This is a genomic window from Jonquetella anthropi DSM 22815 (assembly GCF_000237805.1).
GTDB classification, from domain to species: domain Bacteria; phylum Synergistota; class Synergistia; order Synergistales; family Dethiosulfovibrionaceae; genus Jonquetella; species Jonquetella anthropi.
This window is the reverse complement of record NZ_CM001376.1, coordinates 1-24,774: the sequence shown is the minus strand read 5'-3', so window position 1 is coordinate 24,774 and position 24,774 is coordinate 1. Positions and strand designations below refer to the sequence as shown.

General features: G+C 61.5%; 22 protein-coding genes and 1 riboswitch. Of the genes, 8 read left to right on the top strand and 14 right to left on the bottom strand.

Going from position 1 to position 24,774, the window contains the following annotated elements:
- Positions 1 to 183 precede the first annotated feature (183 nt).
- Positions 184 to 735, top strand: coding sequence for a nitroreductase family protein (locus JONANDRAFT_RS00110; RefSeq protein ID WP_008522267.1), 552 nt, complete (start codon positions 184 to 186; stop codon positions 733 to 735).
- Positions 736 to 909: 174 nt separating this feature from the next.
- On the opposite strand, the gene JONANDRAFT_RS00105 is transcribed toward JONANDRAFT_RS00110, so the two are convergent.
- Both JONANDRAFT_RS00105 and JONANDRAFT_RS00100 read right to left on the bottom strand, forming a co-directional pair.
- The gene (locus JONANDRAFT_RS00105; RefSeq protein ID WP_008519917.1) at positions 910 to 2,079 is read right to left on the bottom strand and encodes a M20 metallopeptidase family protein; all 1,170 of its coding nucleotides are present in this window, start codon (positions 2,077 to 2,079) and stop codon (positions 910 to 912) included.
- Between the two features lie 12 nt (positions 2,080 to 2,091).
- Complete coding sequence (locus tag JONANDRAFT_RS00100) at positions 2,092 to 3,246, bottom strand: hypothetical protein (protein ID WP_008522266.1); 1,155 nt, start codon at positions 3,244 to 3,246, stop codon at positions 2,092 to 2,094.
- A 425-nt stretch (positions 3,247 to 3,671) separates the two neighbouring features.
- Between JONANDRAFT_RS00100 and cls the strand changes: the two genes are divergently transcribed.
- The 3 genes from cls to JONANDRAFT_RS00085 all read left to right on the top strand — a co-directional run bounded on the left by cls (position 3,672) and on the right by JONANDRAFT_RS00085 (position 8,525).
- Positions 3,672 to 5,123 (top strand): cardiolipin synthase, encoded by a 1,452-nt coding sequence (cls, locus tag JONANDRAFT_RS00095; protein ID WP_008519910.1) that lies wholly within the window; start codon positions 3,672 to 3,674, stop codon positions 5,121 to 5,123.
- Positions 5,124 to 5,146: 23 nt separating this feature from the next.
- Positions 5,147 to 5,995, top strand: coding sequence for an endonuclease/exonuclease/phosphatase family protein (locus tag JONANDRAFT_RS00090; protein WP_008522264.1), 849 nt, complete (start codon positions 5,147 to 5,149; stop codon positions 5,993 to 5,995).
- A gap of 111 nt (positions 5,996 to 6,106) precedes the next feature.
- Positions 6,107 to 6,269: riboswitch (cobalamin riboswitch) on the top strand.
- Positions 6,270 to 6,410: 141 nt separating this feature from the next.
- Positions 6,411 to 8,525 (top strand): acetate--CoA ligase family protein, encoded by a 2,115-nt coding sequence (locus JONANDRAFT_RS00085; RefSeq protein WP_008522262.1) that lies wholly within the window; start codon positions 6,411 to 6,413, stop codon positions 8,523 to 8,525.
- A 54-nt stretch (positions 8,526 to 8,579) separates the two neighbouring features.
- Here the strand turns inward: JONANDRAFT_RS00085 and JONANDRAFT_RS00080 are convergent, their stop codons facing one another.
- From JONANDRAFT_RS00080 to JONANDRAFT_RS00070, 3 genes are all read right to left on the bottom strand, one after another.
- Positions 8,580 to 9,674, bottom strand: coding sequence for a putative NPN-dependent ornithine cyclodeaminase (locus tag JONANDRAFT_RS00080; RefSeq protein ID WP_008522261.1), 1,095 nt, complete (start codon positions 9,672 to 9,674; stop codon positions 8,580 to 8,582).
- The gene (locus JONANDRAFT_RS00075; RefSeq protein WP_008522258.1) at positions 9,668 to 10,768 is read right to left on the bottom strand and encodes an ornithine cyclodeaminase family domain; all 1,101 of its coding nucleotides are present in this window, start codon (positions 10,766 to 10,768) and stop codon (positions 9,668 to 9,670) included. The genes JONANDRAFT_RS00080 and JONANDRAFT_RS00075 overlap by 7 nt, the downstream gene beginning before the upstream one ends.
- 270 nt (positions 10,769 to 11,038) lie before the next feature.
- A complete protein-coding gene (locus JONANDRAFT_RS00070) occupies positions 11,039 to 12,187 on the bottom strand; it encodes a CD0519/CD1768 family membrane protein (RefSeq protein ID WP_008519899.1) in 1,149 nt (382 codons plus the stop codon).
- A 203-nt stretch (positions 12,188 to 12,390) separates the two neighbouring features.
- Here JONANDRAFT_RS00070 and JONANDRAFT_RS00065 point away from each other — a divergent pair, with 203 nt between their 5' ends.
- Complete coding sequence (locus JONANDRAFT_RS00065; RefSeq protein ID WP_008522256.1) at positions 12,391 to 13,422, top strand: asparaginase; 1,032 nt, start codon at positions 12,391 to 12,393, stop codon at positions 13,420 to 13,422.
- Between the two features lie 50 nt (positions 13,423 to 13,472).
- Here the strand turns inward: JONANDRAFT_RS00065 and JONANDRAFT_RS00060 are convergent, their stop codons facing one another.
- From JONANDRAFT_RS00060 to JONANDRAFT_RS00050, 3 genes are read right to left on the bottom strand one after another with little or no spacing between them, the layout of a single operon-like run.
- Positions 13,473 to 14,378 carry a DMT family transporter gene (locus JONANDRAFT_RS00060; protein ID WP_008522255.1) on the bottom strand — a complete coding sequence of 302 codons (906 nt, stop codon included), beginning with the start codon at positions 14,376 to 14,378 and terminating at the stop codon, positions 13,473 to 13,475.
- Entirely contained in the window at positions 14,375 to 15,061 is a 687-nt protein-coding gene (locus JONANDRAFT_RS00055; protein WP_233417403.1) for a sugar kinase, read from the bottom strand. Before JONANDRAFT_RS00055 ends, JONANDRAFT_RS00060 begins: the two co-directional genes overlap by 4 nt.
- A complete protein-coding gene (locus tag JONANDRAFT_RS00050; protein WP_155801273.1) occupies positions 15,040 to 15,783 on the bottom strand; it encodes an acyl-[acyl-carrier-protein] thioesterase in 744 nt (247 codons plus the stop codon). Before JONANDRAFT_RS00050 ends, JONANDRAFT_RS00055 begins: the two co-directional genes overlap by 22 nt.
- Positions 15,784 to 15,936: 153 nt before the next feature.
- On the opposite strand from JONANDRAFT_RS00050, the gene JONANDRAFT_RS00045 reads away from it, so the two are divergent.
- The 3 genes from JONANDRAFT_RS00045 to JONANDRAFT_RS00035 are packed head-to-tail and all read left to right on the top strand — an operon-like array spanning position 15,937 to position 17,894.
- Positions 15,937 to 16,524, top strand: a complete 588-nt coding sequence (locus JONANDRAFT_RS00045) for a uracil-DNA glycosylase (protein WP_008522252.1) — start codon at positions 15,937 to 15,939, stop codon at positions 16,522 to 16,524.
- Positions 16,525 to 16,561: 37 nt separating this feature from the next.
- On the top strand, positions 16,562 to 17,350 hold the full coding sequence (locus JONANDRAFT_RS00040) for a formate/nitrite transporter family protein (protein ID WP_008522251.1): 789 nt from the start codon (positions 16,562 to 16,564) through the stop codon (positions 17,348 to 17,350).
- Positions 17,351 to 17,363: 13 nt separating this feature from the next.
- Entirely contained in the window at positions 17,364 to 17,894 is a 531-nt protein-coding gene (locus JONANDRAFT_RS00035) for a nitroreductase family protein (RefSeq protein ID WP_008522250.1), read from the top strand.
- A 39-nt stretch (positions 17,895 to 17,933) separates the two neighbouring features.
- Here the strand turns inward: JONANDRAFT_RS00035 and JONANDRAFT_RS00030 are convergent, their stop codons facing one another.
- The 6 genes from JONANDRAFT_RS00030 to dnaA form a co-directional block, all read right to left on the bottom strand.
- The gene (locus JONANDRAFT_RS00030; RefSeq protein ID WP_008519881.1) at positions 17,934 to 18,410 is read right to left on the bottom strand and encodes a DciA family protein; all 477 of its coding nucleotides are present in this window, start codon (positions 18,408 to 18,410) and stop codon (positions 17,934 to 17,936) included.
- The gene (mnmG, locus tag JONANDRAFT_RS00025; protein WP_008522249.1) at positions 18,397 to 20,283 is read right to left on the bottom strand and encodes a tRNA uridine-5-carboxymethylaminomethyl(34) synthesis enzyme MnmG; all 1,887 of its coding nucleotides are present in this window, start codon (positions 20,281 to 20,283) and stop codon (positions 18,397 to 18,399) included. The genes JONANDRAFT_RS00030 and mnmG overlap by 14 nt, the downstream gene beginning before the upstream one ends.
- Before the next feature lie 9 nt (positions 20,284 to 20,292).
- Positions 20,293 to 20,805: a hypothetical protein gene (locus JONANDRAFT_RS00020; RefSeq protein WP_008519878.1), complete on the bottom strand. Its 513-nt coding sequence runs from the start codon at positions 20,803 to 20,805 to the stop codon at positions 20,293 to 20,295.
- 38 nt (positions 20,806 to 20,843) lie between these two features.
- The gene (recF, locus tag JONANDRAFT_RS00015) at positions 20,844 to 21,899 is read right to left on the bottom strand and encodes a DNA replication/repair protein RecF (RefSeq protein ID WP_008522247.1); all 1,056 of its coding nucleotides are present in this window, start codon (positions 21,897 to 21,899) and stop codon (positions 20,844 to 20,846) included.
- Positions 21,900 to 21,904: 5 nt separating this feature from the next.
- Positions 21,905 to 23,035, bottom strand: coding sequence for a DNA polymerase III subunit beta (dnaN, locus tag JONANDRAFT_RS00010; protein WP_008522246.1), 1,131 nt, complete (start codon positions 23,033 to 23,035; stop codon positions 21,905 to 21,907).
- 232 nt (positions 23,036 to 23,267) lie between these two features.
- Positions 23,268 to 24,599, bottom strand: a complete 1,332-nt coding sequence (dnaA, locus tag JONANDRAFT_RS00005) for a chromosomal replication initiator protein DnaA (RefSeq protein WP_008522245.1) — start codon at positions 24,597 to 24,599, stop codon at positions 23,268 to 23,270.
- Between the last annotated feature and the right edge of the window lie 175 nt (positions 24,600 to 24,774).

The window sequence follows — 24,774 nt, the reverse complement described above, 5'->3', positions numbered from 1 at the left end:
TCGGGGCGAAGCCGATACGTTCAATATATCACGGCTCGGGCGATGAACCGGCCCTGAGCGTCCAAGCCGCCGTTGATAGTTTTCGATATTGTTCATTGACTTTCGCCGAGGGGCGGCCCGTTGACGGCGGCCAAACCGTCCTTTATGCTGGCACTATCCCAAAGGAACCAGAGGAGGCGTGCCATGGAACTTCACGAAAAGGACGTTATCAGCGCGATTTTAGGTCGGCGGAGCTGCCGAGCCTTTGACGGGGCTCCCGTCTCGGAAGAGGAGATTCAGACCCTTCTTGCCTGCGGCTGCGCGGCCCCCAGCGCGAAGAACCTGAAAAGCTGTCATTTCGTCACGGTGGAGGACAAACCGACCCTAACGGCCCTTCAGGAGGCCTACGGCCCGGGAATTGCCGTGGCCGACGCCTCTTTGGCCGTGGCGGTCTGCGTCGACGTGCCGGACTACGAGAGCCGATCCGGGTTCCGGGACGGCACGTGGATGGAAGACGGCGCGGCGGCCATGCAGAACCTGCTTCTGGCGGCCCGCGCGCTCGGGCTTGAGGGCGTCTGGCTTCAGGTTGCCAACCGGTCGCCCCGGGAAGAGCGAATAACGCCGATTCTCCGGCTCCCCGACGGCGTCCGAGTGCTGGCGGTAGCCGTTTTAGGGCGCTGCGCGGCCGGGAAAGCCCGGACCGGCGCCGACGAGTCGCGGGTTCACCGCGGTCCCGGAAGCTGGATTAAAGGGTAATTCCCGCCGGCCTAAGAAACCCGCGAAGGACCTGACAGAAGGCACGTTATCCACAGAAATCTTGTGGATAACGTGCCTTTGCTGTGGATATTTCTCCTCGTTCCTCGGTAAAACGCTTGGCTGCGGGACCCATTTTCCAGCCCGATGTGAATAACTTCTCCCCGTCAGCTCCCGTCAGTTCTTCCGGCCCCAACCGAGCCCCAGCTCAGCCATGACGCGGATCCCCAGCGGAATGACCTCCGGATCGACCCGAAATTCGGGGCTGTGGTGCGGGTGCTTCGTCCCCATGCCCAAGAAGCAGAAGTTGGCCGGGATCTTTTGGCCGTAGTAGCTGAAGTCCTCCGAGCCGAGGATAATCGGCGTCTCACTCAAGCGATCGCCCAGCCCGGCGTCGGTCAGGCAGGAGACGAAGAACCGGCAGGCGTCCGGGTCGTTGACCGTCACAGGGTAAATCGGCGTCCACTTCAGCTGAACCTTGCAGCGGTACGCTTCCGCTAAGCCGTTCAAGATCCGGCGGAACTTCTCTTCCATCGCTTCCCGCAGCTCCCGGGTCGTGGTCCTCACGTTGCCGGCCATGAAGCAGTCCTGCGGGATAATATTGATCGCCGTGCCGCCGTTCAGACGGCCGATGCTCACGACCGCCGCTTCCCGTGGGTCAATCTCCCGGCTCACGATGGACTGAAGCGCGCCGATCATCGCGCCGGCTGCCACAGTCGGGTCAATTGCCGTCTGCGGCTCGCTGCCGTGGCCGCCCTTGCCCGTGACCGTGACCTCCCAGATATCGGCCGACGCCATGATCGCGCCGCTCCGCCAGCCGATCGTCCCCATCGGCAGGAGCGCCCAGACGTGAAGCCCGAAGATCGCGCTCACGCCGTCCAGCGCGCCGGCCTGGATCATCGGGACCGCGCCCGACTCGTATCCCGACTCCTCCGCCGGCTGGAAAATCAGCCGGACGCTGCCGGTCAGGTCATGCCTCATGCTTTGAAGAACCGCCGCGGCGCCGGTCAGGATTGACGTGTGAGCGTCGTGGCCGCAGGCGTGCATGACGCCGTCCCGCTCGGACGGGTACGGGACGCCGGAGTTTTCCCTCACCGGCAGAGCGTCGATATCGGCCCGCAGGGCCACCACCGGGCCGGGACGCTCCCCGTCAATCTGAGCAATCAGCCCTGTACCAGCCTTGCCGACGCCCCGACGGAGAATCCGAATCCCCAAGGCGTTCATCTGAGCGCACAGCCTGTCGGTTGTCTCGACCTCCCCCCACGACAGCTCAGGGTGACGGTGCAAATGACAGAACAGCTCCTTTGCGCTGACCGCCGCCTTGTCGATGACGTTCTGACTGATCATTCCGCCGCCTCCTTACATGAACCGAACGAGGAATCCCGCCAAGATAACCGACGCAATCGTGACCGACACGAAGCCCGAGATGAGCATTTTGGGCAACAGAGCGGACAGGATCATCGCCTTTTCTTCCTCGGTCTTTCCCTCTTCGCTGGCCACCTCGTGAGCCACGATGTACGTGGCCGGGAAGCCGAACAGACACGGCACGCCGAGCGCCACGGTCAGCGCCATCGACTGGCCCGTCAGCCGGCTCATCGGCCATGAGATGGCCACGATGCCGGCCACGGCGGCGGCAAACGCCACGACGATCGGGACGATGAGGTGCGCCACCATCGCCGGCGTGGCCTTGTCAAGGCTCATGAAGATCGGGACCATGATGACGAACAGGAGCAGCCCGCCAGCGTTCGCCCGGTCCATCACCTTCGGCTCCACGATGCCCAGCTCGCGGCACAGGATCCCGGCCAAAAGCGCCATCACGAACGGGTGCACGACCCCGCCGGTCAGTCCGGCCAGCTTCACGGCAGCCCACGCGACGGAGAACGTAATTGCCATCAGGATATTGGGCGTCTGAAGCGGCTTGGGCAAGGGCGGCACGAGTCGACGGACCGCGGCGGCCTCGCTCGTCTCCTCAACCGGCATGGCGCCGGACGCCTTGAGCCGGCGGGCCTCCCGAATCAAGCACCAGGACGCGATCGGAATGCCGACGAAATTTTGAAGCACCAGAAGCATGGTGAGGAACACGCTGATCACCTCAAGGCCCTTCGCCTTGGCCGCCTCGCTCATGATGAGGGTCGCCACGACGCCGCCCGATACCGGGCCGGCGGCAGCCAGGGCGTATTCCCGGCCGATGATCGGAGCCGCCAAGAAGTACAGGGCCACGGCAGCCGCGCAGATGGCCGCCAGCGCGATAATCACCGTCTTCCACTGGGCGACCAGCTCCTTCAGGTTCATCAGGCTGCCCATGTGAACCATCAGGACGGAGATGAACGCCATGGCCACAGGGATCAGCTGGGAGTCCTGAAACAGCGTTTTTGGAAGGCCCACCCAGAACCCGACCATGAAAATAATCCCGGACACGAAGATCATGGAACAGACCGCCCGGGTCTTGTGGGAGACGTAGTCTCCCGCCGCGTAAATGATCCCGATAATCGCCATGGCGCTGAGCGCTGACATAAGACGCACTTCCTTTCAAATTTTTGTTTTCTCTATCTGCACCGTGCCGCGGACACGCTGACAGCCCACATAAAAAAGAGACCGCTTCCCGTAGGAAGCGGTCTCTTAAGAGCGCGACTCATCAAACGTCGGTCTCAGGAGAGAGTCCCACGGTATGACAGCCGTACCAAAAATAAAAGGAACCACAGAAAACTGTCATTAACCCGGAACCCCTTTCTGAATAGTCTTTCGTTTCCGATACTTTGACACAGTAAAGGCCGTTTGTCAAGGCCGACCGCATTTTTATCCCAGGCCAGCCGGATGAACCGGCCGGCCGCTTGAGCCGGCTGAAAGCAAGGGAAGAAACGTATGTTCACTTCGCCTCTCCCATGTACAATGATGACATCTCTTGAGTCACCCGATCTGCGGCGAAAGGAGGCGCTTTTGTGAATTTCGACTGGCTGGCTGATCTGTCGCTGCTCGCGGTCCAGTTTTACACTCTATTGTCGATTGTCATCCGAGTCGCGAGCCTTCTGTCAATTCCGCTGCGGCACCCGCCGGCTGTGGCAACCGCGTGGCTTTTAGTCATTCTCCTGTGGCCGTGGCCCGGGTTTCTCGCCTACGCCCTGTTGGGAAGCCGAATGCTCCCGGCCGTCAGACTCCAGCGCCACAGGCGAATGGCTCAGCACCTGCAGGACATCCGGCAGCAGCTGTCCCACGGCCGCCGCCGGGCACCTCAGCTGCCGCCGACGCTTCAGCTCACCGTCCGACTGGCCGAGTCGCTGGGGAACATGGGGATCACGTCGGGCAACCTGTGCCGGTATCTGGACACCAGCGAGTCGTTTTTCTCCCATCTGGTGAGCCTAATCGACGGCGCCAAGCAGGAAGTCAACATGATCTTCTACATCTTCTCCGACGTTGGGCCGGGCCGGGCCGTCGTCTCCGCTCTCGGGCGGGCCGCCGCCCGGGGCGTGACCTGCCGGCTCATCGTGGACAGCGTCGGCTCGTCCGAGTTCATCCGAAGCGGCGGGGTCAGCCGGCTGAAAGAGCTGGGCGTCCAGGTCCGCGAAGCCCTGCCGGTGCGGCTGTTCCGGCGAAAAGCCGAACGGTACGACCTGCGCAACCACCGCAAGCTGGTTATCGTCGACCGACGCTACGCCGTGACCGGCTCCCACAACCTGTGCGACCCGACATTCGGCCGGCGAGGACTCGTCTGGCAGGACTTGAGCGTCACAGTCGAGGGCCCGGTGGTCCACCAGCTGGAGTACGTCTTTCTGGAGGACTGGCACGTTGAAACCGGCGAGCTCCTCGACGTGTCCCACCTGCTGGCTGCGCCGGAGACGCCGGGGAACTGGTCGCTCCAGACCGTCCCGAGCGGCCCGTCGTACGACACGGAGAACTACCTCATGTTGGTGCTGTCGGCCATCATGGGAGCGCGCCGTCAGGTAACCATCACGACGCCGTACTTGATCCCGACGGTCAGCCTGATTCAGGCCATGCAGACGGCCTCGCGCCGAGGGGTCCGGATTCGGCTGCTCGTCCCGGCGAAGACCGATCACTTTATCGTTGGAAACGCGGCGAAGGCCTATTACAGCGACCTTTTGGCCGCAGGTGTGAAGATTTTCCTGTACCACGGCGGCATGCTTCACGCCAAGACTATCACGGTGGACGACGATCTGGCGTTCGTCGGCAGCAGCAACTTTGACACCCGGTCGTTCGCGCTCAACTTTGAAATCAGTTTGGTGCTCTACGGCACCCAAGAGGCCCATTCGCTGCTGCACATTCAGAACCGCTATCTGCGCTCCTGCGTCCCTCTGAACCCTCGCCGGTGGTCGCTGCGGGGACGTCCCGCCCGGGCCGTTCAAGCGCTCACCCGGCTGCTCAGCCCTCTTCTATAGCCCTCAAAAAGGAGAGCGATCCGATGAAAAAGTTCTTTGCCGCGCTGTGCGCCATCGCCGCGGCCTGCGTCTTCCAGCCGTTGCCGGCCGAGGCCTTCAGCTTGGGCACGTTCAACATCGAGTACTTCGCCGTGACGGGGCAGAAGCGCTACACGCCGGAAGACTGCGCCCATCTGGCTCAAACGATTCAAGACAGCCGAGCCGACCTGCTGTCGCTGCAGGAAATCGAAGGCGACGGCGCGATGACCTACTTGGTCGCCCGCCACCTGCCGGGCTGGCGGTTTGCGGGCAACGACACGGCGAGCAGCCAAGACCTGTACTTTCTCTGGAAGGACTCGGCAGTTCAAATGCTGTCAGGCCCGGACGTCTACTTCGCCAACGCGTCGTTTCAGCACGACGGCTCGACGTTTCGGCTCTTCGACCGGCCGCCGCTGGTCGCGACCTTTAAGGACAAGGCGAGCGGCTTTCAGTTCACGCTGGTGAACGTCCACCTGAAAAGCCAGAGCACCCGGGGCAAGAGCGACGTCGTATCGGCCAAGGCGTACAACGACGCCAAGCGGGCTGCCCAGCTGGAAGCGCTGGACCGGTTGGTCTCGTCGCTCAACGGTCCGATCTTTATCACCGGCGACTTCAATTACGAGTCGCCGAAGACGGCCTTTCGCCTGCTGACCCTGCCCGACGGCCTGTCCAGCTACGACGCGACCCGCTCGTCGCTGGACCATATCGGCTACGCCGGCCTGACGTTCTCCCGCCCGCCGGCTCTTCGAGAGGCCGAGTCGTCGATTCCCCGCCGCTCGCCGGGCCGAAGCCAGCACCCGGATCACGACATCGTGCTGTTGGACTTCATTTTGGCCGGCGGAGCCAAGAAGTAAAAAAACCGCAAACGCCCGGAGCCGCTTTTCTGCGGCGCCGGGCGTTTTTTATCCGCGGCAGGACGGGTGAATCACCCTTGACGCGCTGAAGCGATCCGAGTATCGTAAAATTACAAAGAAACCTCGCTGGGTGATCGGGAAGTCCGGTAAAAAGCCGGCGCGGACCCGCCACTGTATGCTTGACTGCGGAACAGCAAACCACTGGAAGTTTTCCGGGAAGGTGTTCCAAAGAGCGATAGCAAGCCAGGAGACCGGCCTAGCGAGGCGCGCAAAAATCCCCGCGTGGACTCGGAGCGATTTCTGACTTGCGTCTTCGTCCTTACTGACGACAGGCGCTGTCGTTGACGTATTCGGCCGTCCCGCTGGGACGGCCTTTTTTGTCGGCAACACAATCTTTCGTGAAGGAGTCCTGATCATGAACCTTTCCGAACACCCGCTTCACCGGCTTTTCTGTCCCCGCCGCGTCGCCGTCGTCGGCGCGTCCGCCAACCTTGACAGCCTGACCGGCCGCACGATCAAGGTGATGAAACGATTTGGCTTTTCCGGCGACCTGTTCCCGGTCAACCCTAAGTACGACCAAGTCGGCGGGTACCAGTGCTATAAAAACCTAGCTGATATTCCCGGCTCAGCGGACGTGGCGGTGATCAGCGTCAAGGCGAACATCGTCCCGTCGGTGCTGGAGACCTGCATCGCCAAGGGCATTCCTAACGCGGTCATCTACTCGTCGGGCTTTGCCGAAACGGGCAACAAAAAACTGCAGGAACAGATTCTGTCGATCGCCCGAAGCGGCAAAATCCGCATTCTGGGGCCCAACTGCCAAGGGCTGCTCAACTTGGCCGAAAAGACGCCGCTCACCTTTACCGGCGCCCTGCTGGACGTGGATCCGCCCAAGGCCGGACACGTGGCGTTCGTCTCCCAGAGCGGCGCGTTCGGTTTCTCGTCGTTCGGCGTCGGACTCGATCACGGGGTGAACTACCGCTACGTGGTGACCACCGGCAACCAAGCGGACGTCGACGCGGTGGAGTGCGCCAGCTACGTCATCTGCGACCCGCAGGTGCGCCTCCTGATGATGTACCTTGAAGGCATTGGCGACGGCCAGCGGTTCCTCCAGATGGTCAAGGACGCCCGCGAGAGGAATATCGCCGTGGCCGTCCTGAAGGCCGGCCGGTCGCCGATCTCCCAGAAGGCGGCCCAGAGCCACACCGCCGCTCTGACCGGCGACGAAGCCGTATGGGACGCGATCTTCGACCAGTACGGCATCATTCCAATGGAAGACATGGACGACATCACCGGCATCGGCCAGATGTTCGGCGCCCGCCAGCGGGCGACCGGCGACCGGGTCGCCATTCTCACCACGTCCGGCGGCGCGGGCATCGTGATGGCCGACAGCCTGACGGACCTGAAAATTCAGGTCCCCGAGCTCTCGGCGGACACGCAGAAGAAGATGGCCGAGAACATCCCGTCGTTCGGCTCGCCCCGCAACCCGGTGGACATGACGATTCAGGTTTCCGAGACGCCGGAGAAGTTCCAGCAGGTCCTGAAAACGGCCATGGACGACCCGGACGTTCACATGGTCGTCACGGCCCTGTCGATGGTTATCGGCAAGGCCGGCGACGTGATGGCTGACGAGCTGATCCGCAACTATCAGACGGCGGAAAAGCCCCAAGCGGTAGTCTGGATGATCGACCAGGCCCACGGCGGCTCGTTCATTCAGCGGCTGAAGGACGCGGGCATCCCGATTTTCCAGAGCTTCCGCCAGTGCGCCCGCTCCCTTCGCGCGATGGTGAACTGGCACCAGCTGCGGGCACTCTCGAAGGACGAGCCGGTGACCGGGACGCCCATCCTGCAGAACTACCCGCCGCTGATGTCCGAGTACGACGCCAAGTGCCTTCTGAGCAAGTACGGCATTCCGGTGACCCGCGAAGCGCTCTGCACGAACATGGAGGAAGCGTTTGACGCTGCCGACGATATCGGCTTCCCTCTGGTGCTCAAGGGCATGTCGGGAAAGATCATGCACAAGACCGAAGCGGACGTCGTCCGGCTGGATATCAGGACGCTGGAAGAGCTTCGCCAGGACTTCAAAAAGGTGCGGACCAACATGCAGGCCCAGGTCGCCGACGCCGATATTCAAGGGTTCTTGGTCGGCGAAATGGTCAAGGGCGGCATGGAGTGCATCGTCGGCATCAAGCGCGACCCGGTGTTCGGCCCCGTTGTGGCCGTCGGCTTGGGCGGCATTTACGTCGAGGTGCTGGGCGACGTTTCGCTGCGCCACGCGCCGGTCGACGAGGCCGAGGCGCTGCGGATGATTCAGGAGCTCAAGGGCTTCGGCTTCCTGTCCGGCGCCAGAGGACAGAAGCGCAAGGACACAGCTGCGCTCGCCCGAATCGTCAGCCAGGTGTCCAAGCTGGCCTGCGTGGAACCGGACCTTCTGGAACTGGATATCAACCCGGTGTTCGTCATGCCCGAAGGCCAAGGAGCCGTCGCGGCTGACGCGCTCATCGTCCGAAACGGTCAGTCCCATAACCATTGATTTTCGTCACAAAAAGAGCCGGCGCGCTTTTGCGCGCCGGCTCTTTTTTCGCTTTTAACGCGTTAATGCCCGGGCCACGTGGCGGACGAAGTCCTGGCTGTTGGTCACCAGCGACGTGGCGGTCAGAGTGCCCCGGTCGGACAGCTTGTTGACCGCGAACTCCTGAATATCCACCGTGTAGATGTACACCGGCCGGATCTTGCCGCCGAACCGGTTGTACGACGGCGTCATGTTGCCAGTCGCTACCGTGAAGAGGATCGTCGAGGCCATCACGACTGTTGAGCTCTTTCGGCTCAAAGCCCGCATGGCGTCCTGAGCCCTATAAACGTTATCGTACGTGCCGGGCAGGAGCAGCTTGTCCCGAATCGTCCCGGCCAAGACGTAGGGAACATGGCAGTCCACCAGCGCCTTAGTGATGCCGCCGGTGATGCCCGATGAGGCGAGAAACGCCTCGATCGAGCCGGCAGCCCGCACGTCGTTGACGACCCGGAACATGTTGTCCCGGGTGTTCTGCTCCCGGCGGAAGACCTTTTGTCCCCAGGTCGTGCCGCACCGTTCCCGCTCCAAGTCGAAGGCCACTAGCCCCTGCCCGGAGATGAGCCCGTTCACGAAGCCGGCCCGAATCAGACGCTCCAAGGCCTGTCGAGCCTCCCTGTCAAGGGCCAGCGACGTGCCGAGCACCCACGTGATGAAGCCGCCGTTCGCCTTCTCATGGCGCAGCACGTCGTACAGCCTGTCGTAGTCGATGGAGAACGCCGTCTCCCGCGACCGGCCGGAGCGGAACGCGAACCGGTCCGCCTCCCGGCCCTCCGGCTCCCTAAAACCGTCGGTGTAAAGGAATATGCCCTCGCTGCCGTCCTCGGTCCGGCCGAGGACGACCTTGTCGCCGGCCTTTAAGTTGCGGAACTCTACCACGTCAACTTTCTCATGCCCCGGCTCGTCCCGAACGACGGCCACCGTGTCCATGCGGCTCTCCTCCGCCAAGAACCACGAGCCGTTGACCTTGAAATACTCGGGGAAAATCGACATGGCGTGATATCCCCGCGGCGATATGCCGTCCCGCTCGACGACGCCGAGCGACGCGTTGGGAGCTTCGACAAATCGAGCTTCCGAAAAGTCAGGCGGCATGTATATGGGTAGCTTCAGCATGATGCCGCCTCCCCGTTCGTCGGAGTCAGGGCCCGCCGGAGGTTCACCACGAAGTCCTGAACGTTGGTCACAAACGTCTCCACGGCGAGTCCCTCTCGGGCCGAGGCCACCTTGCCGTCCACGTTTTCAGTCACATCTACGGCAGCAAAATAAACCGGCCGGACCCTGCCGTCCGCGTCCTTTCGGTACCCCGACGCCAAGTCGGCGGCAGCCACCGAGTGGAGCATGGTCGCCAAGCCGATGATCAGCCCGGCGCGGTCGGTCAGGCCTTTCATGGCGCGCAGGCTCTCGGTGACCCGGGCGTGAACCTCAGGGAGCGGCCCGTCGTCCCTGACCGAGCCGGCCAGCACGAACGGCACGTTCAGCTCCACCAGCGTCCGTATCAGGCCGTTTTTCACGTTTCCCTGAGCGATGAACCGGCTGATCGAGCCGGCCGAGCGGACGTCGTTCAGCAGATCCAGGTGGTTGTAGTGCCCCATCGGCGCCGACTTCTGGGTGTAGATGTCCTGTCCCAGAGCCGTGCCCAGATAGCCGCCCTCCAAGTCGTGAGTGGCCAGCGCGTTGCCCGCCAGCAGGCCGTTGATGTACCCGGCCTTCGCCAGAGCCGACAGGGCCTCCCGGGTGTCCGAGTCGAACACGACCGACGGCCCGAGGACCCAGACGATCGGTACGCCCTCGGACTTGATTTGGTTCATCAGCGCGGCAAGAAACGCGTAGTCGCCGCTGAGCGCCGACTCGACTGACAGCCCGGGCGTCCGCCACGCTTCCGGCCCAAATCCCTCTTTCCAGATGAGAATGCCCTCTTCGCCCCGGACGCTGTCGCCGGTCACGACCCGATCTCCGGCTTTGAGGTCGCAGACTTCCTTGACGACTACGCCGCCCCGGTCAACTACCGCCGCGGCGTCCTGAAAGCTCCTGTCCGGCATGACCCAGCGCCCTTCGACCAGATAATAGGTCGGCAGGTGACTGGTGAGGAAAAATCCCCGCGGCGCCACGCCGTCCCGAGGGGCCGGAGACGTTGCGGCCTCCGGCGCGCCGGCCAGAGCCCCGAAGTCCGGCAGACGGTATTCAGGATATCGAAACTCCATGTTCATGTTCATGCTCCTCTCGCGCTCCTTGCCGTCTTGGTGAACAGACCGTATGTTTATCCACACGAACTTTCCGCCGCGTCCCCTAGAGACGCGCCAAAGCGGTCACAGCAGGGGTTGATTTATTCACATTATCCACAACAACTTCGTGTATAACATGAAAGAATTTGACTTTTTCCGGGCAAGATCGCCTCAATACGGCCTGAAACCCTTTTCGTCCTGTGGATAAGTTTTATTCTCGAACTGGTCTGTAACCTTTTTGTAACTGTCCCGCCGCTAACACAAAATCATGTAGAAAAAATGGGCTGCCACGCCGGCGCAGAGCCCGCCAACCGTGTGGCTGAAAATCGCCTTGCCGGTCAAGTTCGGCACGCCCAACGCGCTCATCATGGCGATATGAGTCGACAAGTACCCGCTCCAGCACATGCAGATCGCGGTGAAAACCGCCACGTCGTTGCCGGTCACAAGCCCCTCGACTGCCATGGTGGACACCACGCCAAGCGCGGCGCCGGCCGAGCCTAAAGCCGTGATCGGCACGGCGATCGCCTTGGCGGACGAGAAGCCAAACAGAGGCCGCAGGACGAACGACAGCTTGTCCCCCAGCCAGGGCAGGAACCGCACGCCCTCGTTGGCCGCGCCGGTGTAGACGCCGTCAGGCCCGGGGCCGTTGGTTAACAACAGCACCAAGCTGCAGATAACCAGCACGCCGGGTATGATGGCCATGCCCACGTCAATTCCCAGCCGTCCGCCGTCGAGCAGCGACTGAATCAGCCGACCGCCAGGCGTCCCGTCCCGAATCGTGCGCATGTTTTTCGGCACCGAGTCGGTGTACTTGGTCCGCACCGTCTCGTCCGTCCCGTAAACGGCCTTGGTGAAGTGAAGCATCAGCCGCACCGACACGACGCTGCCCACCACCGCTCCCAAGTTGCCCAACAAAGCACCCTTCACGGCTCCGGCCACAGGCAGACCCATCATGGCCGTCGTGACGATGAGCCCCATGCCGAACGACGTGCCGAGGTTCGTCAGAGCCGGGAGCTGATAGGTTTTGAAGTACTGACGGAAGTTGTCCTCGTAGGCCAGAGGCAGGATCGACGGGTTGTCCGACAGATAACAGTTCAAAATGCCGAGGGACGTCGCGCCCGGCAGGCCGTAAATCGGCATCATGATCCGGGAGAGAAGCCGGTTAATCAACGCGATGACTCCGAACTCGGAGAAGACGCCGGCCATCGCGCCAGCTAAAACGGCGATCGCCATGATGTAGAAACACACGTCGATCAGCAGCCGATGGCTTGAGTTCATCAGGGTCTGGACCATCCGGGTGCCGCCCATCCTGCTGCCGATGACGCCGAAGCACAGGGCGAAAAACGCCATAAACACGAACGTCTCGATGCCGAAATCCGGCTTCAGCCGGGGTTTCTTCTCCATAGCCAACGTCTCCTTCGCCCGGCAGTCCTCCGAGCGCGAAAATAAACTTCTCCCGCGTTTCAGTTTATATCTTATCACGGCCGGACGAGAGCCGGAAAGGCTTTCATCGCCGCGCCCAAATCTTTTTCGGCAAAGCCCCGACGGACCGTCCCGTTGTTATAATAAAGCTGTTTATCATACCAGCGCACTGCGGAGGAACTCTCATGAAACGACTGCTCGTTCTGTTCACCGGCGGGACCATTGCCAGCGGCCAAGGAGACGGCGGCAAGGCGCCGTCTAAAAAACGCGTTGACGAATTAAGCGTTCGACTGCACGAGGCTCTGGCCGGCCTGCCGGACGTGGAGCTCGTCACGGCCGCCCCGTGGGGAATCCCCGGCCTCGACAGCTCGTCGCTTCGGCCCAGCCATTGGATGGAGATGACCCGCCTGATCGCCGCCGAGCTGGAAACCGGCCTGTCGGGCGTCTTGGTCCTGCACGGCACCGACACGATGGCCAACACGGCCAGCTGGATGGACCTGTGCTTCGGCTCCCTGCCGATCCCAATGATCCTGACCGGCAGCCAGCTGACGCTGGACTACGTGCCGGAAGACGCGCTGGTCAACCTGAGAGGCGCCGCCCGAGCCTGCTGCTTTGCCCCGGGAGGCGTGTGGGTCTATTTCAACTGGAAACTCTTCCCCGGCCGGTCGGCCCACAAGAGAAACAGCATGAACCCTGACGCGTTCGTCTCTTTGGGCGAGCCACCGCTCCACTTTGAACCGGCATGGGGCCTGTCGGGCCAAGCAAGCGCCGGGAAGCGCACCCTGGCCGTCGGCTACCCCCGCGAGCTGGACCGGCTGTTCAACAACCCCCAGCGGCTGAACTTGGTGGGCGAACGGATCCGGCCGGTGCTCTGCCTGCCGGGCTGTCAGCCGGCATTTCTCGGGACGGAAGAGTTTTTGATTCTGGTCGGGTACGGCGCGGGGAACGCCGACCCGGCGGTGCTGCGCCAAGTGGCCGAAACGTACCGGGACTGCCAGGTCAAACCTCAGATCATCGCCTGCAGCCAAGCCGAAGAGGGGCGCAAGGAGCCCGACGGGTACGCCGACGTGGGCTTGGCCGGGCTGAAATCCGAAGGGTTCACCGTGTGGGGACAGCAGTCCTACTCGCTCGAATTTGTCCACGCGCTCTGCTGCTATGCCCTCGCCACCGGCCTTCCGCCTGGGCCGGTGCTCGGCCGGTTCCTCGCTCCCTGCTAAACGTCAAAAAGCCAGCCTTCGGCAATCGCCGAGGGCGGGCTCGTTTTTTTTCAGCTTTTCTCGCCGGCGTTAAGCCACAGGCCCAGCAGAATAAGAACCGTACATCCGATCTGAAGGAGCGTCACTGTCTCTCCGGCGACCAGCCAAGCGGTCAGCATGCCGATCACCGGCACGCAGCTGGCGAACGCCATCGTGGCCGACGCCCCGATGGTCACGGCGGAAATCTGCTGACAGCCATAGGCCAGACAGCTGCTGAAAACGCCTAAATACGCCACCGAAAGGACGCCCCGAAGGCTCAGGTGAGCCGGCAGGTGAAACCCCAGAACCGAGCCGATCAAGACCGCGCCGGTTAACCCGGAAAGCATCGTGTGGGTCAACGCGATGCCGGCAGGAGTCTGACGAACCTTCACCGCCGCCACGGCCATCAGGGCGGCGAGAAACACGCCGGTCAGCTCCCACAGGTCGCCGGCGTTGAAGGATATGTCCATCACCCGCCCCAGCTGTCCGCCGGTCAACAGGGTCATGACGCCGCCGACGGCCAGCAGGACGCCGACGATCCGCCGCAGGCTCAGCCTCTCACCCAAGAACAGGTGGGCCAAGAGAATAGTAACCACCGGCGACACGGCGTAAATGACCACCACGTTCGTCTTGCTGGTCAGGTTCAGCGCCCAGAAGTAGCAGAGGTTGTTCCCTGTCACGCCGGCCAGCCCCATGAAGATCAGCCAGAACCACTCGCCCGGCGCCGGGCGCAGCGTCCGATGCCGCCACAAGGAATAGCAAGCCGCGATCAGCCCGCCCAATGCCGTGCGGGCGATCAAAAGGACCACCGGGTCCAGCTCCTCCAGCGCCCAACTGGAGGGCATCACCATGACGCCCCAGATGACTGAGGCCAGCGTCATTGGGAGATACGGCTTAACCCGGGCTAACAGCGCTGTTTCGTTTTCCGTCGTACTCATACTGCCCTCCGCGCGTTCATCAAGAACTCCTCTTCTCCGCCCCACGGCTCAATCGCCGGGCCGGGACGCTGGGGCCTGCCAAGCAGCGGGTAGACCCAGTCGCCGACTTCAAGACAAAAGTCCGGCAGTTCGCCGACGGGCCCACCGAGGACGACCGACTGGACGCCGAAGAGCGACGCCAGCGACGCGATCGCGCAGGCAAGTCCCGTCATGGCCTCGCCCCAAATCGGAGCCAACCCGGACTCCTCCCGGTTTTCCCACAGGCTCGCCAAACTCTCCTCGCTTCCAAACCGCCGTTTGAGGGAACTCAGCGCCCACAGCCCGGCTAAATGCCGCCGGCCGCCGCAGGGACACGAACAGTCGGCCGGCACGGTCAGGTGAGCCAGCCTCACAGGTTGACCACCCGAAAGGCCGGGGCTGACGGCGCCGTCTACCTCTTCGCCCAAGAAGATGAACGCCCCCAGGCGAGTTAGACCGGCCGCGCCGATGAGACCGACTGGGCGAACCTGATCTTGGGCCCCCACAAGCTCAGGGACCCGCCCCTCAGCGGTCAGCCAACAAACAGGGCCCCGCAGAGAAACCTGACCTGCCGGAAAGGTCTGAAGCCCCTCTCTCCCGAGGGCGTAAGCCGTCAGGCCGTCAACGTGAACCGGGATCATTTTCAGCACAAAAGCTTCTGCCACTTGGTCCGGCCGCGGCAGAAAACCCGCCCCGACTCGTCCGTCAGCTCGTGGCAGAACTCGAGGCCGTCCCGCCCGCTCCGACAGACCAGCCGGCTCTGCCGGGTGACCTCGTGAAGGAACTCGATCGTCATTCCCACGAGGCCGCAGGAGGCGAAAACGTCGTCCGGCACGCCTTCGGTCATCCATGCGGCATAGCTCGTGTTGTTCACGTGTCCGTTCATGTCCAAGTCGCACAGCCGAACGTGAACTGGCTCTTCGCTGTCAATTCGGGAAAGCGGCGGCAGGTGCCCGCGAATGAGCCGAGCCGGCCGGCTCGAGTAGGTTATAAACTGTTCCGGCACGTGACGGCTCAGCCGAACCGGCCGCCGTCGGGCAACGTCCACCAGAATCCACGAGCTGACGGCCGTGCCGACGGTCTTTCCCTCCCCGTCCAGCAGGCAGAACTCCCGCACCGTAAAAAGGTCATCGACCGCCTTGTGCCACGTCTCCACGGTGATCGGGGCCTTGTCCATCAAGGGTCGGGCCAGCTCCACGTCGTACCGGTGCACCATCCACGACACGCCAAGTTTGAGCATGTCGGTCATCGTCAGATGCAAATCTTCTACCACCCGATCGGCTGCCATTTGGAGCACGTCCAGCAGGCACGGCGGCTTGATGGTCAGGGCCGGAGAAACCCACGCCCCTCGGACAGATGCCGAAACGCGGAATACCTTGTCGTCCACCACATCATCTCCCACCCGCCGCCCCGCGGCGGCTCAATTGGCTTTCGTCCATTATAGCGGTTCTCCTCCTTGGCAGAATCTGCCGATTTGATACAATGAAGCGGTACCGCGCTGTCTTCACTGGAGGAGGGGGTTTGAATCGACGATCTGACCATGCTGGCCCGCGAGCTTGCGGGCTGTTCGCGCTGCGGGCTCAGGGCCGGCGCGAAAGCGCCGGTGTTCGGTTCGGGCCCCCGAGAAAGCCGCGTCGTCCTCGTGGGAGAGGCCCCCGGCGCGGCGGAGGACGAATCGGGCATTCCGTTCGTCGGGGCGTCGGGCCGGCTGCTCTCCCAGCTTTTGGAGGAAAGCGGCCTTCGGCGCGACGAGCTGTTCATCACCAACGCGGTCAAGTGCCGACCGCCGGACAACCGCACCCCACAAAAGGACGAGCTTTCCTGCTGTCTGTGCTGGCTCCGCCGACAGCTTGAAATGATCCGCCCCGACGGCATTATCACCGTGGGCAACGTCCCGTCTCGGGCGCTGCTTGGGCGGCGGGAGGGCGTCACAGCCCTGCGGGGAAGGTTTTATTCGCTGGAAATCGGCGGCCGGACGGCCTGGGTCCGCCCCATTTTTCACCCCGCCTATCTGCTGCGCAACCGGACGCGGCGTCCAGGCTCGCCGATTCTGCTGACACTGGAGGACCTGAAGGACGTGGCCTGCCGCGTCAGCGCTCCAGCGCAATCGAAAGGAGATCTCTCATGAAGTCTTTTAAAAACGCGCTCACCGCTCGGAGGACACGATGAAATCGTTGCCCCAGATGGCTCAAGCCGCCGCCGCGCTGGCCCAAGCGAGAGGAACCGAACCGGCCCGTCAGGCGTTTCTCCTTGGAATTTTAGCCGGCGGTTACGTCGGCATCGCCGGACTTGCCATGCTTACCCTGACGGCCCGGCTGTCGGGCGTCCCCGGCGGCTTGGCTGGCCTGCTGTCCGGCCTTGTGTTCACCACAGGCCTCGTGCTGGTGGTCACGGCTGGCGGCGAGCTGTTCACGGGAAACTGTCTGATGCCGGTGGGACTTTTTACCGGCAGCTGCTCTTGGGGACAGATTCTGCGAAACTGGATCATCGTTTACCTTGGGAACCTCGTCGGCTCCCTCTTGGTCGTGGGGCTGCTGGCCTTCAGCGGCCTGCTGGGCGGTGACGGCGCCGTCGCCGAGCGTGCCAGAGCCGTGGCCGCCGCAAAGATGGCCCTGCCGTTCGGCGCCGCGTTCGTCCGAGGCATTTTGTGCAACTGGCTCGTCACGTTGGCCGTGTGGGTCACCTTGGCCGCCGACTCTATTTCCGACAAAGTCGCCGGAGTCCTTTTCCCCATCACAGCCTTCGTGCTGTCCGGCTACGAACACTGCGTGGCCAACATGTTTTTCCTGCCGGCCGGAATTTTGGCCGGCTCCTCGGGCCAGCTGGAGGCCCTGCCTTGGTCCGGCCTGTCCAGCAACTTAATTCCTGTCACGCTGGGCAACGCCGTCGGCGGTGCCGTTCTCGTCGCCGTCTTTTACTCTGTCGCCCTCGGAGTGACAAAGGAAAAACAGTAGGAGGCGATCCCCCATGAACGAGACGATCCAAGCGATTCTGAGCCGCCGGTCGATTCGCAAGTTCACGTCCGAACCGATCAAGCCGGAGGATTTAAAGCTGATACTGGCCGCGGCGCTGTCCGGGCCGAGCGCGTGCAACTTCAGGCCCGTCCATCTGGTCGTCATGGACGATCGAGCCGTTATCGACCAGTTCGCCGAGATCCATAAGTTCGCCGGCATGGCCAAGGGGGCGCCTCTGGTGATCGCCGTCTGCGCCGAGACGAATCTGTCGACCATTTCGAGCCACTACTGGCGGGACGACGCCGCGGCAGCGATGGAAAACCTCCTGTTGGCCGCCCACTCGTTAGGGTACGGGGCGGTCTGGTGCGGCGGCATCATTCACTGTTCGGACCACGAGGAACGGCACGAGGGGATCCGTCGCCTGCTCGGCCTGCCTGAGACGGTTTCGCCGCTGGGATACGCGGTCATCGGCCGACCGGCGGAGAAGCACCCGTCCTACCCGGAAACTGGCGACGCGGAAAAGGTTCATCACAACGTCTGGTAGACGCAAAGACACCTGCTTTCTTCCCGAAAGCCGGTGTCTTTATTTTTGTTCATTCCCCCCGAATCGCTTCTCAAACGTCGCTCGAAGGCGGGCCAGGGCAAGAGCCACGTTCTTATTGGAAAATTTCTCGGCGTTTTCCTCAAAGTACTGGGTCACAGTTTTCGCGTCCGGGTTGATCGCCCGTCCTCTCGGCTCCTGAGGCCTTGAAACCCGCCGGGACAGCTGACGGACCACCACCGTCCGAATCCCCGGGAACGCCTGTCCCCATCGCTTTTCAATCGCCTTGAGGATTGACCGGCTCGACATGGCAATCAGCTGAGCCGCGGCCGGTGAGACGCACTCGACGACCAAGCCGGTTCGGTCAAAGCTGACTGGCTTGGTTTTTCCGGCCAGCTGAGGACTGACGACCTGATCCCATTCCTTTTCAATTTTCATCAGCCGAAGAGCGACTTGAAAGGCCGGCGGCATGTACTTGGCAAGAAGAGTGCCTAACGACAGCGGTTCAGGGCTTGGCATGGCCGGCAACTCCAGATCGAAGAATCATAGCCAAGTGCTGAAGGTCCGCCGGCGTCACCCCCGAGATCCGGCTCGCCTGACCCAGCGTCCGGGGCCGAACCCGTTCCAGCTTTTCAACGCTCTCGGACAGCGCGCCGTTCAGGAGCTTAAAGTCAAAGTCCTGCGGAATTTCCAGTCCTTCCAAGCGGAGCATCGACTGGGCGGCCAGCTCTTGGCGCTTCACGTACCCTTCGTACTTCACCCGCACGGCTACCGCGTCCGCCTCGTCCCCGGTCAGTTCTCCCGCGCCGACGGCAGCCAACGCCTGATAGGTGACTTCCGGCCGGCGCAAAAGGGCGGCGGCTGTCATGCCCTGACCCGTCGGGCGCGACTGGCAGGCCGTCAACACGCCGTCGACCTGCTGAGCCGTGAGCTTGAGCGAACCCAGCCTATCGAACTCCCTGTCCTCCCGGTCCCACCGGTGGCGCAGCTCGTCCCACTTGGACTGGGAGACCAAGCCGAGGGCCGCGCCCTTGGCGGCCAAACGCCGGTCCGCGTTGTCATGCCGAAGCAGAAGCCGGTACTCGCACCGGCTCGTCAACATTCGGTAGGGTTCGTCGGTTCCCTTCGTCACCAAGTCGTCCACTAAAACGCCGAGGTAGGCTTCGTGACGGCCAAGCACCAACGGTTCCTCTCCTCTCAGGCTTAAAACGGCGTTGATACCTGCTAAAAGCCCCTGAGCAGCCGCCTCTTCGTACCCCGACGTCCCGTTGATCTGACCGGCGCAGAAGAGCCCGGGAACTTCCTTTCGCTCCAGCCACGGCGTCAGACCCAGCGGGTTTAGGGCGTCGTACTCGATAGCGTACCCAGGCTTTAAGATCTTCGCCCTGCCGCAGCCCGGCAGGCTGTGAACCATCGGCCACTGGACGGACGCCGGCAGGCTGGTGGAAAAGTTTTGCACGTAAATTTCCTTCCCCAGCCGGTCAACCGGCTCGAGGAACAGCGGGTGGCTGTCCTTATTCGGAAAGGCGATGACTTTTGATTCAATCGAAGGACAGTACCTCGGGCCGACGCCGGTAATCACCCGTTGGACGATCGGCGACTCGTCCAAGTGGTCCGTCACGATGCGGTGAGTCTCCTTGTTGGTTCTCAGCACAGCGCAGAACGCCTCTTTGTGAACGGCAGGCGTTCCCCAAAAATCAAAACACTCCGGCGTGTCTTCCCCTTCCTGCCGTTCCAGAACCGACCAGTCGATCGAATCGGCGTGAAGCCGCGGTGGCGTCCCGGTCTTCAGGCGAAAAGTCGGCAGTCCCATCTTAGCCAGCTCGTCGGCCAGCCTGACGCTCGCCTGCTGTCCCACGGGGCCGGACGGGTAATTCACCAAACCGACGTGAATCAGCCCCCGCAGGTGCGTTCCAGTGGTCAGAATTACCCGTTTCGCCGGGATCTCCAAGCCAAAACGAGTTCTGACGCCTAAAACGGCCCAATCGTCATAGATCAGGCCCGTCACTTCATCTTGGAGCAGTTCAAGTCCCGGCGTTTCAGTCAGCCGGGCGAAGTAATACCTGCCGTAGTCGTTCAGGTCGCACTGACACCGAAGCGCGCGAACCGCCGCGCCTTTCGACGTGTTGAGCCATCGGGTCATAATAGCCGACGCGTCGGCTGCCCGAGCCTGTTCGCCCCCCAGAGCCGAAATCTCCCGGACCAAGTGGCCTTTTGCCGGGCCGCCGATCGACGGGTTGCAGGGCATAAAAGCCACGCGGCTTAGATCCTGAGCGACGAGAAGAACGGAGGCGCCCATCCGAGCGGCGGCTAACGCCGCCTCACAGCCCGCATGACCTCCTCCGACGACAACGACGTCAAAACCGCCCAACGGCTGAGTTATTCTCTCCAAGAGCCCCGCCTACCACATGTAACGGCGCCGGTCCGTGTAGGTCAGCACCGTGGTGTAATTCGACTCCGACCGGTTGTCCGCCGTCAGCTCGATCATCTGGTCCTCGTCCTTCCACTGACGGGCTTCGCCGTGACTGGTGGTGATCGTCTTCGGACTGCCGTATTTATCCGTCAACAGCTTGCTCAGCTCAAAGTAGTTTCCCTTCTGACCTGAACCGGCCTGAATTTCCGGACGCTTGAAGCTCATCTGAACCCTCCACAGTCCCCGATCGTTCGTAAAGAGCTGAGCAAAGCAAGAGCGCCCGAAAAACTCTCCCTGATACAGCGACGTGACCCCAATTCGATACGCGAACGTGTCAAACACGAGCGAGGCGCCGTTCTCCTTCATCTGAGCGGCGCTCTCTTCCGCCTTCTGACCAAATTTCAGCCCCCACGGGCCAAAGATCGCCCTGTCGGCTCCCCAGCACGAGCCGCAGGCCAAGCACGCGGCGACGATCACTCCCACAGCAAGCCGTCTGTTCATCTTCCGCTCTCCCTTCAGCTTTTCAACAGAACTTCAGCTCAGAGCTTTTCAGCGCTCCCCTGCCTCATGACGAACCGATCGCCAGGCCAGTCCAGCGACTGGGGCTCGGCGGTCGCGGCGAAGACCTGACAGCCGCTTTGCCCTAACGCTTGAACGACCTTCTGACGTCCCAACTCGTCTAACTCGGACGCCACCTCGTCGATCAAAAGAATCGGCGAACGGCCGAGCTGGGACTTGACCGCTCCTCCTGCAGCTAAAATCAGCGCCAATGCGGCCCGACGGCGCTGACCTCGGCTGAAATAATCAATTGCCCGTCGCTCGGAAACCGTCAGAGTCAAATCGTCCCTGTGAGGCCCTACAAGCGGCAGGCCGCTCTTTCTCTCCGCCGGTCCAAGACGCTCCAACCCGGCGGCAAAATCCTCTTCCGGGTCAAAACACGCCCCGCCGCCGCCCCGTTGCAGTCCAATCTGAACCGGACAGGAAAGCAAGTCCGCCTGAGCGTCAAGTTCTCTCTGCAGGGCGCCGACAAATTCTTCCCGCTTCAGCCACAGCCACCCGGCCAATGGCTTCATGATCCGGTCAGCTACGTCGCCAGGTTTCCCCAAACGCAACAAGTACCGCTTGTGCCTCACGAGCCGCCGCCAGTCGGACAGCCGGCGGGCATAAAGAGGATACAAAAGCGCCGTCCCAACGTCGAGAAAACGCCGCCGAACAACCGGCCCTCCCTCAATGAGGGCCATATGGGCCGGCAGAAAAGAAAGACAGGGGGCGAACAACCTGACGTCGGTCCAAGTAGCCCGGTCGCCGTCGAGACGAAGAGACGGCCGGGAAGCGCAAAGTACCTGAACCGTCCCGCCCGACTCGCCGTCAAACGACCCGACCAGCTCAAACGCGCCGTTTTCCTCCCAGCAGGTCAGTTCGCTCCATCGACCTGCGGAAAACGGCCCCCAGCCGCACAAACAGTTCAGAGCTTCGAGGAAATTCGTCTTTCCCGACCCGTTTTCCCCAGTAATCAGGTTCATCTCCGAACTGAACGAAACTTTCTGAGCGGCCAAGTTCCTGAATCGGCGGGTCCTCAATCCGACGACCCGCATTCAAGCTAGTCCTCGTATTCGCTCTGCTGCAAGTTGACGGGCATGAGCATGTACAGGAACGTATCGCTACCGGGACGCATCATGTTCATCTGCCCGTTGCTCCCGTTGAACGTCATGTACACCTCGTCGCCGTGAAACGCCCTGAGACCGTCCAACATGTAATTGGCGTTAAAGGCGGCCTTCAAAGACTCTCCGGTGATCATGCCGCTCAAGTGCTCGCAAGCTTTGCCCACCTCTGGCGATCGACCGACCAAGGTCATTTCGCCGGACGGCGACAGAGTAACCACCACGAGGTGATTGTTCTCCCGAACGAGCAGATCAACCCGTTCAAGAGCTCCAATGAACAGCCCCCGATTCACCGTCAGGGTGGACGTGAAGTCCTTTCTCAGGACCTTTTCATAGTTGGGGAAACTTGATTCAATTCGGCGAACCGAGTATTCCAGCCCAGGCAGACAGAAGTGAACTAACGCCTGATCGGTAAAGACCCGGACCGTCGCGTCCGATTCGACCGACTGAAGGAACCGCTGAAACTCCTTCATCGGCGCTAACGGCACGAGGACAGAGCCGTCCGTCCCGCTCTCGCACAGACACTTAGAGAGGGAAAGGCGACGGCCGTCGGTGGAAACGGCGCGAAGTTCCCCTTTCTGGCACTGGAGCTGACAGGCTCCGATGTAACGGGGAAATTCCTCAGAAACACTGCCGGCTACAATTCCCTCGTCCAGCACTCGAATCAGCTCGCCGGACGGCACGAGGGCAAAAGGTTCATCGGACGACGGACGGGGCATATCAGGGAACAGGTCGGTCGGAAACACCGCCACGTCGTACTGGTTTTTCCCTGCCACCAACATTCCGCGCTCTTGGGTGACCGACAGCTCGACGACTTCGCTGTCAATTTTTTTGAGAAGCTCACCAATCACTCGGACGGGAAGGAGGGCTGCCCCTTCTTCAACGACCTGAACCCCTTCGGCCGCCACGGAAATGGACGTTTTCAGATCCGTTGCCTCAAGAAAAGTCCCATCTTGGCCGCAGCGAATATGAACGCTGTACAAAGAAGTCTGAGGAACGCGGGAGTTCGTCGTCCGTTCGGCCATCTGCCATGCTTTAAGAAATTGGAGCCGGTTTAATTGAAGTTTCACAGGGATAACCTCTCTTTCTCTTCTTGTTCTTCTTTTAGAGAATGAAAAACCTAGTATTAGTCGTATTAGGCTCTGTGGGAACTGCGAATATCGTCATCGAGGCCTTGATAGAAGTGACTTTTTCTCCTGTGGAAGGCTCATGGAAATTCTGTGGACGGAGAACCACATATTCGCACCGGTTTGAGAAATTCCCCGAGAGGGATGACTTATTCGCCAGTTCATTCGCCGGTTTTCACAGTTTTTTTTCTATGTTTTCCACAAGGGCTTTCACGCGCAGGTTTTCCATTAACAGGGACGAAATTTTCCTGTGAGCGTGGAGAACCGTCGTGTGGTCTTTTTTCCTAAAGGCCGTGCTGATTTGCTGAAGACTGCACTCGGTGTGAGTTCGGCAGAGGAACATGGCAATCTGGCGAGAAAGGGCGATGTCATTGGTCCTCTTTCGGCTCACGAGGTCTTCGACCGTAAAGCCGCACTCCTCAGCGACGATCTGCTGAATCGTCTCAATCGTGATGACTCCCCGCCGCCTGGAACCGATCATGTCCTTGAGCCACTCGACGGCCCGTTCAACAGTGATCTGTTCGCTGCTCAGCTCGGCGCAGGCGATGACCCGGTTCAAAGACCCTTCAAGCTCTCGGATATTGCTTGGGATATTTTGAGCCAAGTACGCGGCAACCTCGTCGGGCAGCGGGTAGTTTCGGGATTCGGCTTTCTTCTTTAAGATGGCGATCCGCGTCTCGTAATCGGGCTGCTGAATGTCGGTGACGAGCCCCCACTCGAACCGGCTGACGAGCCGCTCTTCGATGTCACTGATCTCCTTCGGCGGCCGGTCGGAACTCAGGACGATCTGTTTTTTGTTGTCGTGCAGCGTGTTGAACGTGTGGAAGAACTCTTCCTGAGTGCTTTCCTTGCCGGCGATAAACTGAATGTCGTCGATCAGCAACAGATCCATGTGGCGATACTTGGACCTGAACTCGGCCGTCTTGTTGTTCTTGATGGCTGTGATCAGCTCGTTGGTGAATTTTTCTGAGCTCACGTAGGTAACCCGCAGCCGCGGATTCTGGGCTAAAGCGTGGTGGCCGATCGCGTGCATTAGGTGCGTTTTCCCCAGTCCGACGCCGCCCCAGATGAAAAGAGGACTGTACGCCGAGCCGGGATTGTCGGCCACGGCAAGGCTCGCGGCGTGGGCCAGCCGGTTTGACCGGCCGACGACGAACGACGAAAACTTGTAGTTTGGATTCAGTCCAGTGGGCGACGGGTTTTTCGGCTCGGCAACCCGTTGGGGCTGTTCGGGTTTGCCGGAAGAAGAGTCTTTTTCCTGCGGAACGGTCAGACAAATGGACTGGCCGAGTCCCGCCCGGGACATAAGCTCTTCCAGTGTTTTTAGGTACCGGTTGCGGATCGTGTTTTCGATAAAGACGTTCGCTGCGTCAACGGTCAAAGTGTCGTCGACGTACGACAAAGGAACGCAGCTTTTCAGCCACGTTTCCACCGTGCCGGCAGGAAGCAGCGGCTCGGCGAGGGCGAGCAAATTTTCCCAGAGGTCCTTCAGTTCTTGATCTGACACACCATTCACCTCTCTGGCTTCTTGACGATGATCGCTTATATCATACCGTAAAGGGAGTTCGTTGGGGAGTTATCCACAAAAGAGGGAGTATTTTTCGTTTAAGTGAAACTTTTGACAGTTTTTCTGCAGGACGATATGATAAATCTGCATAGAAAAAAATAACGACATAAGATTA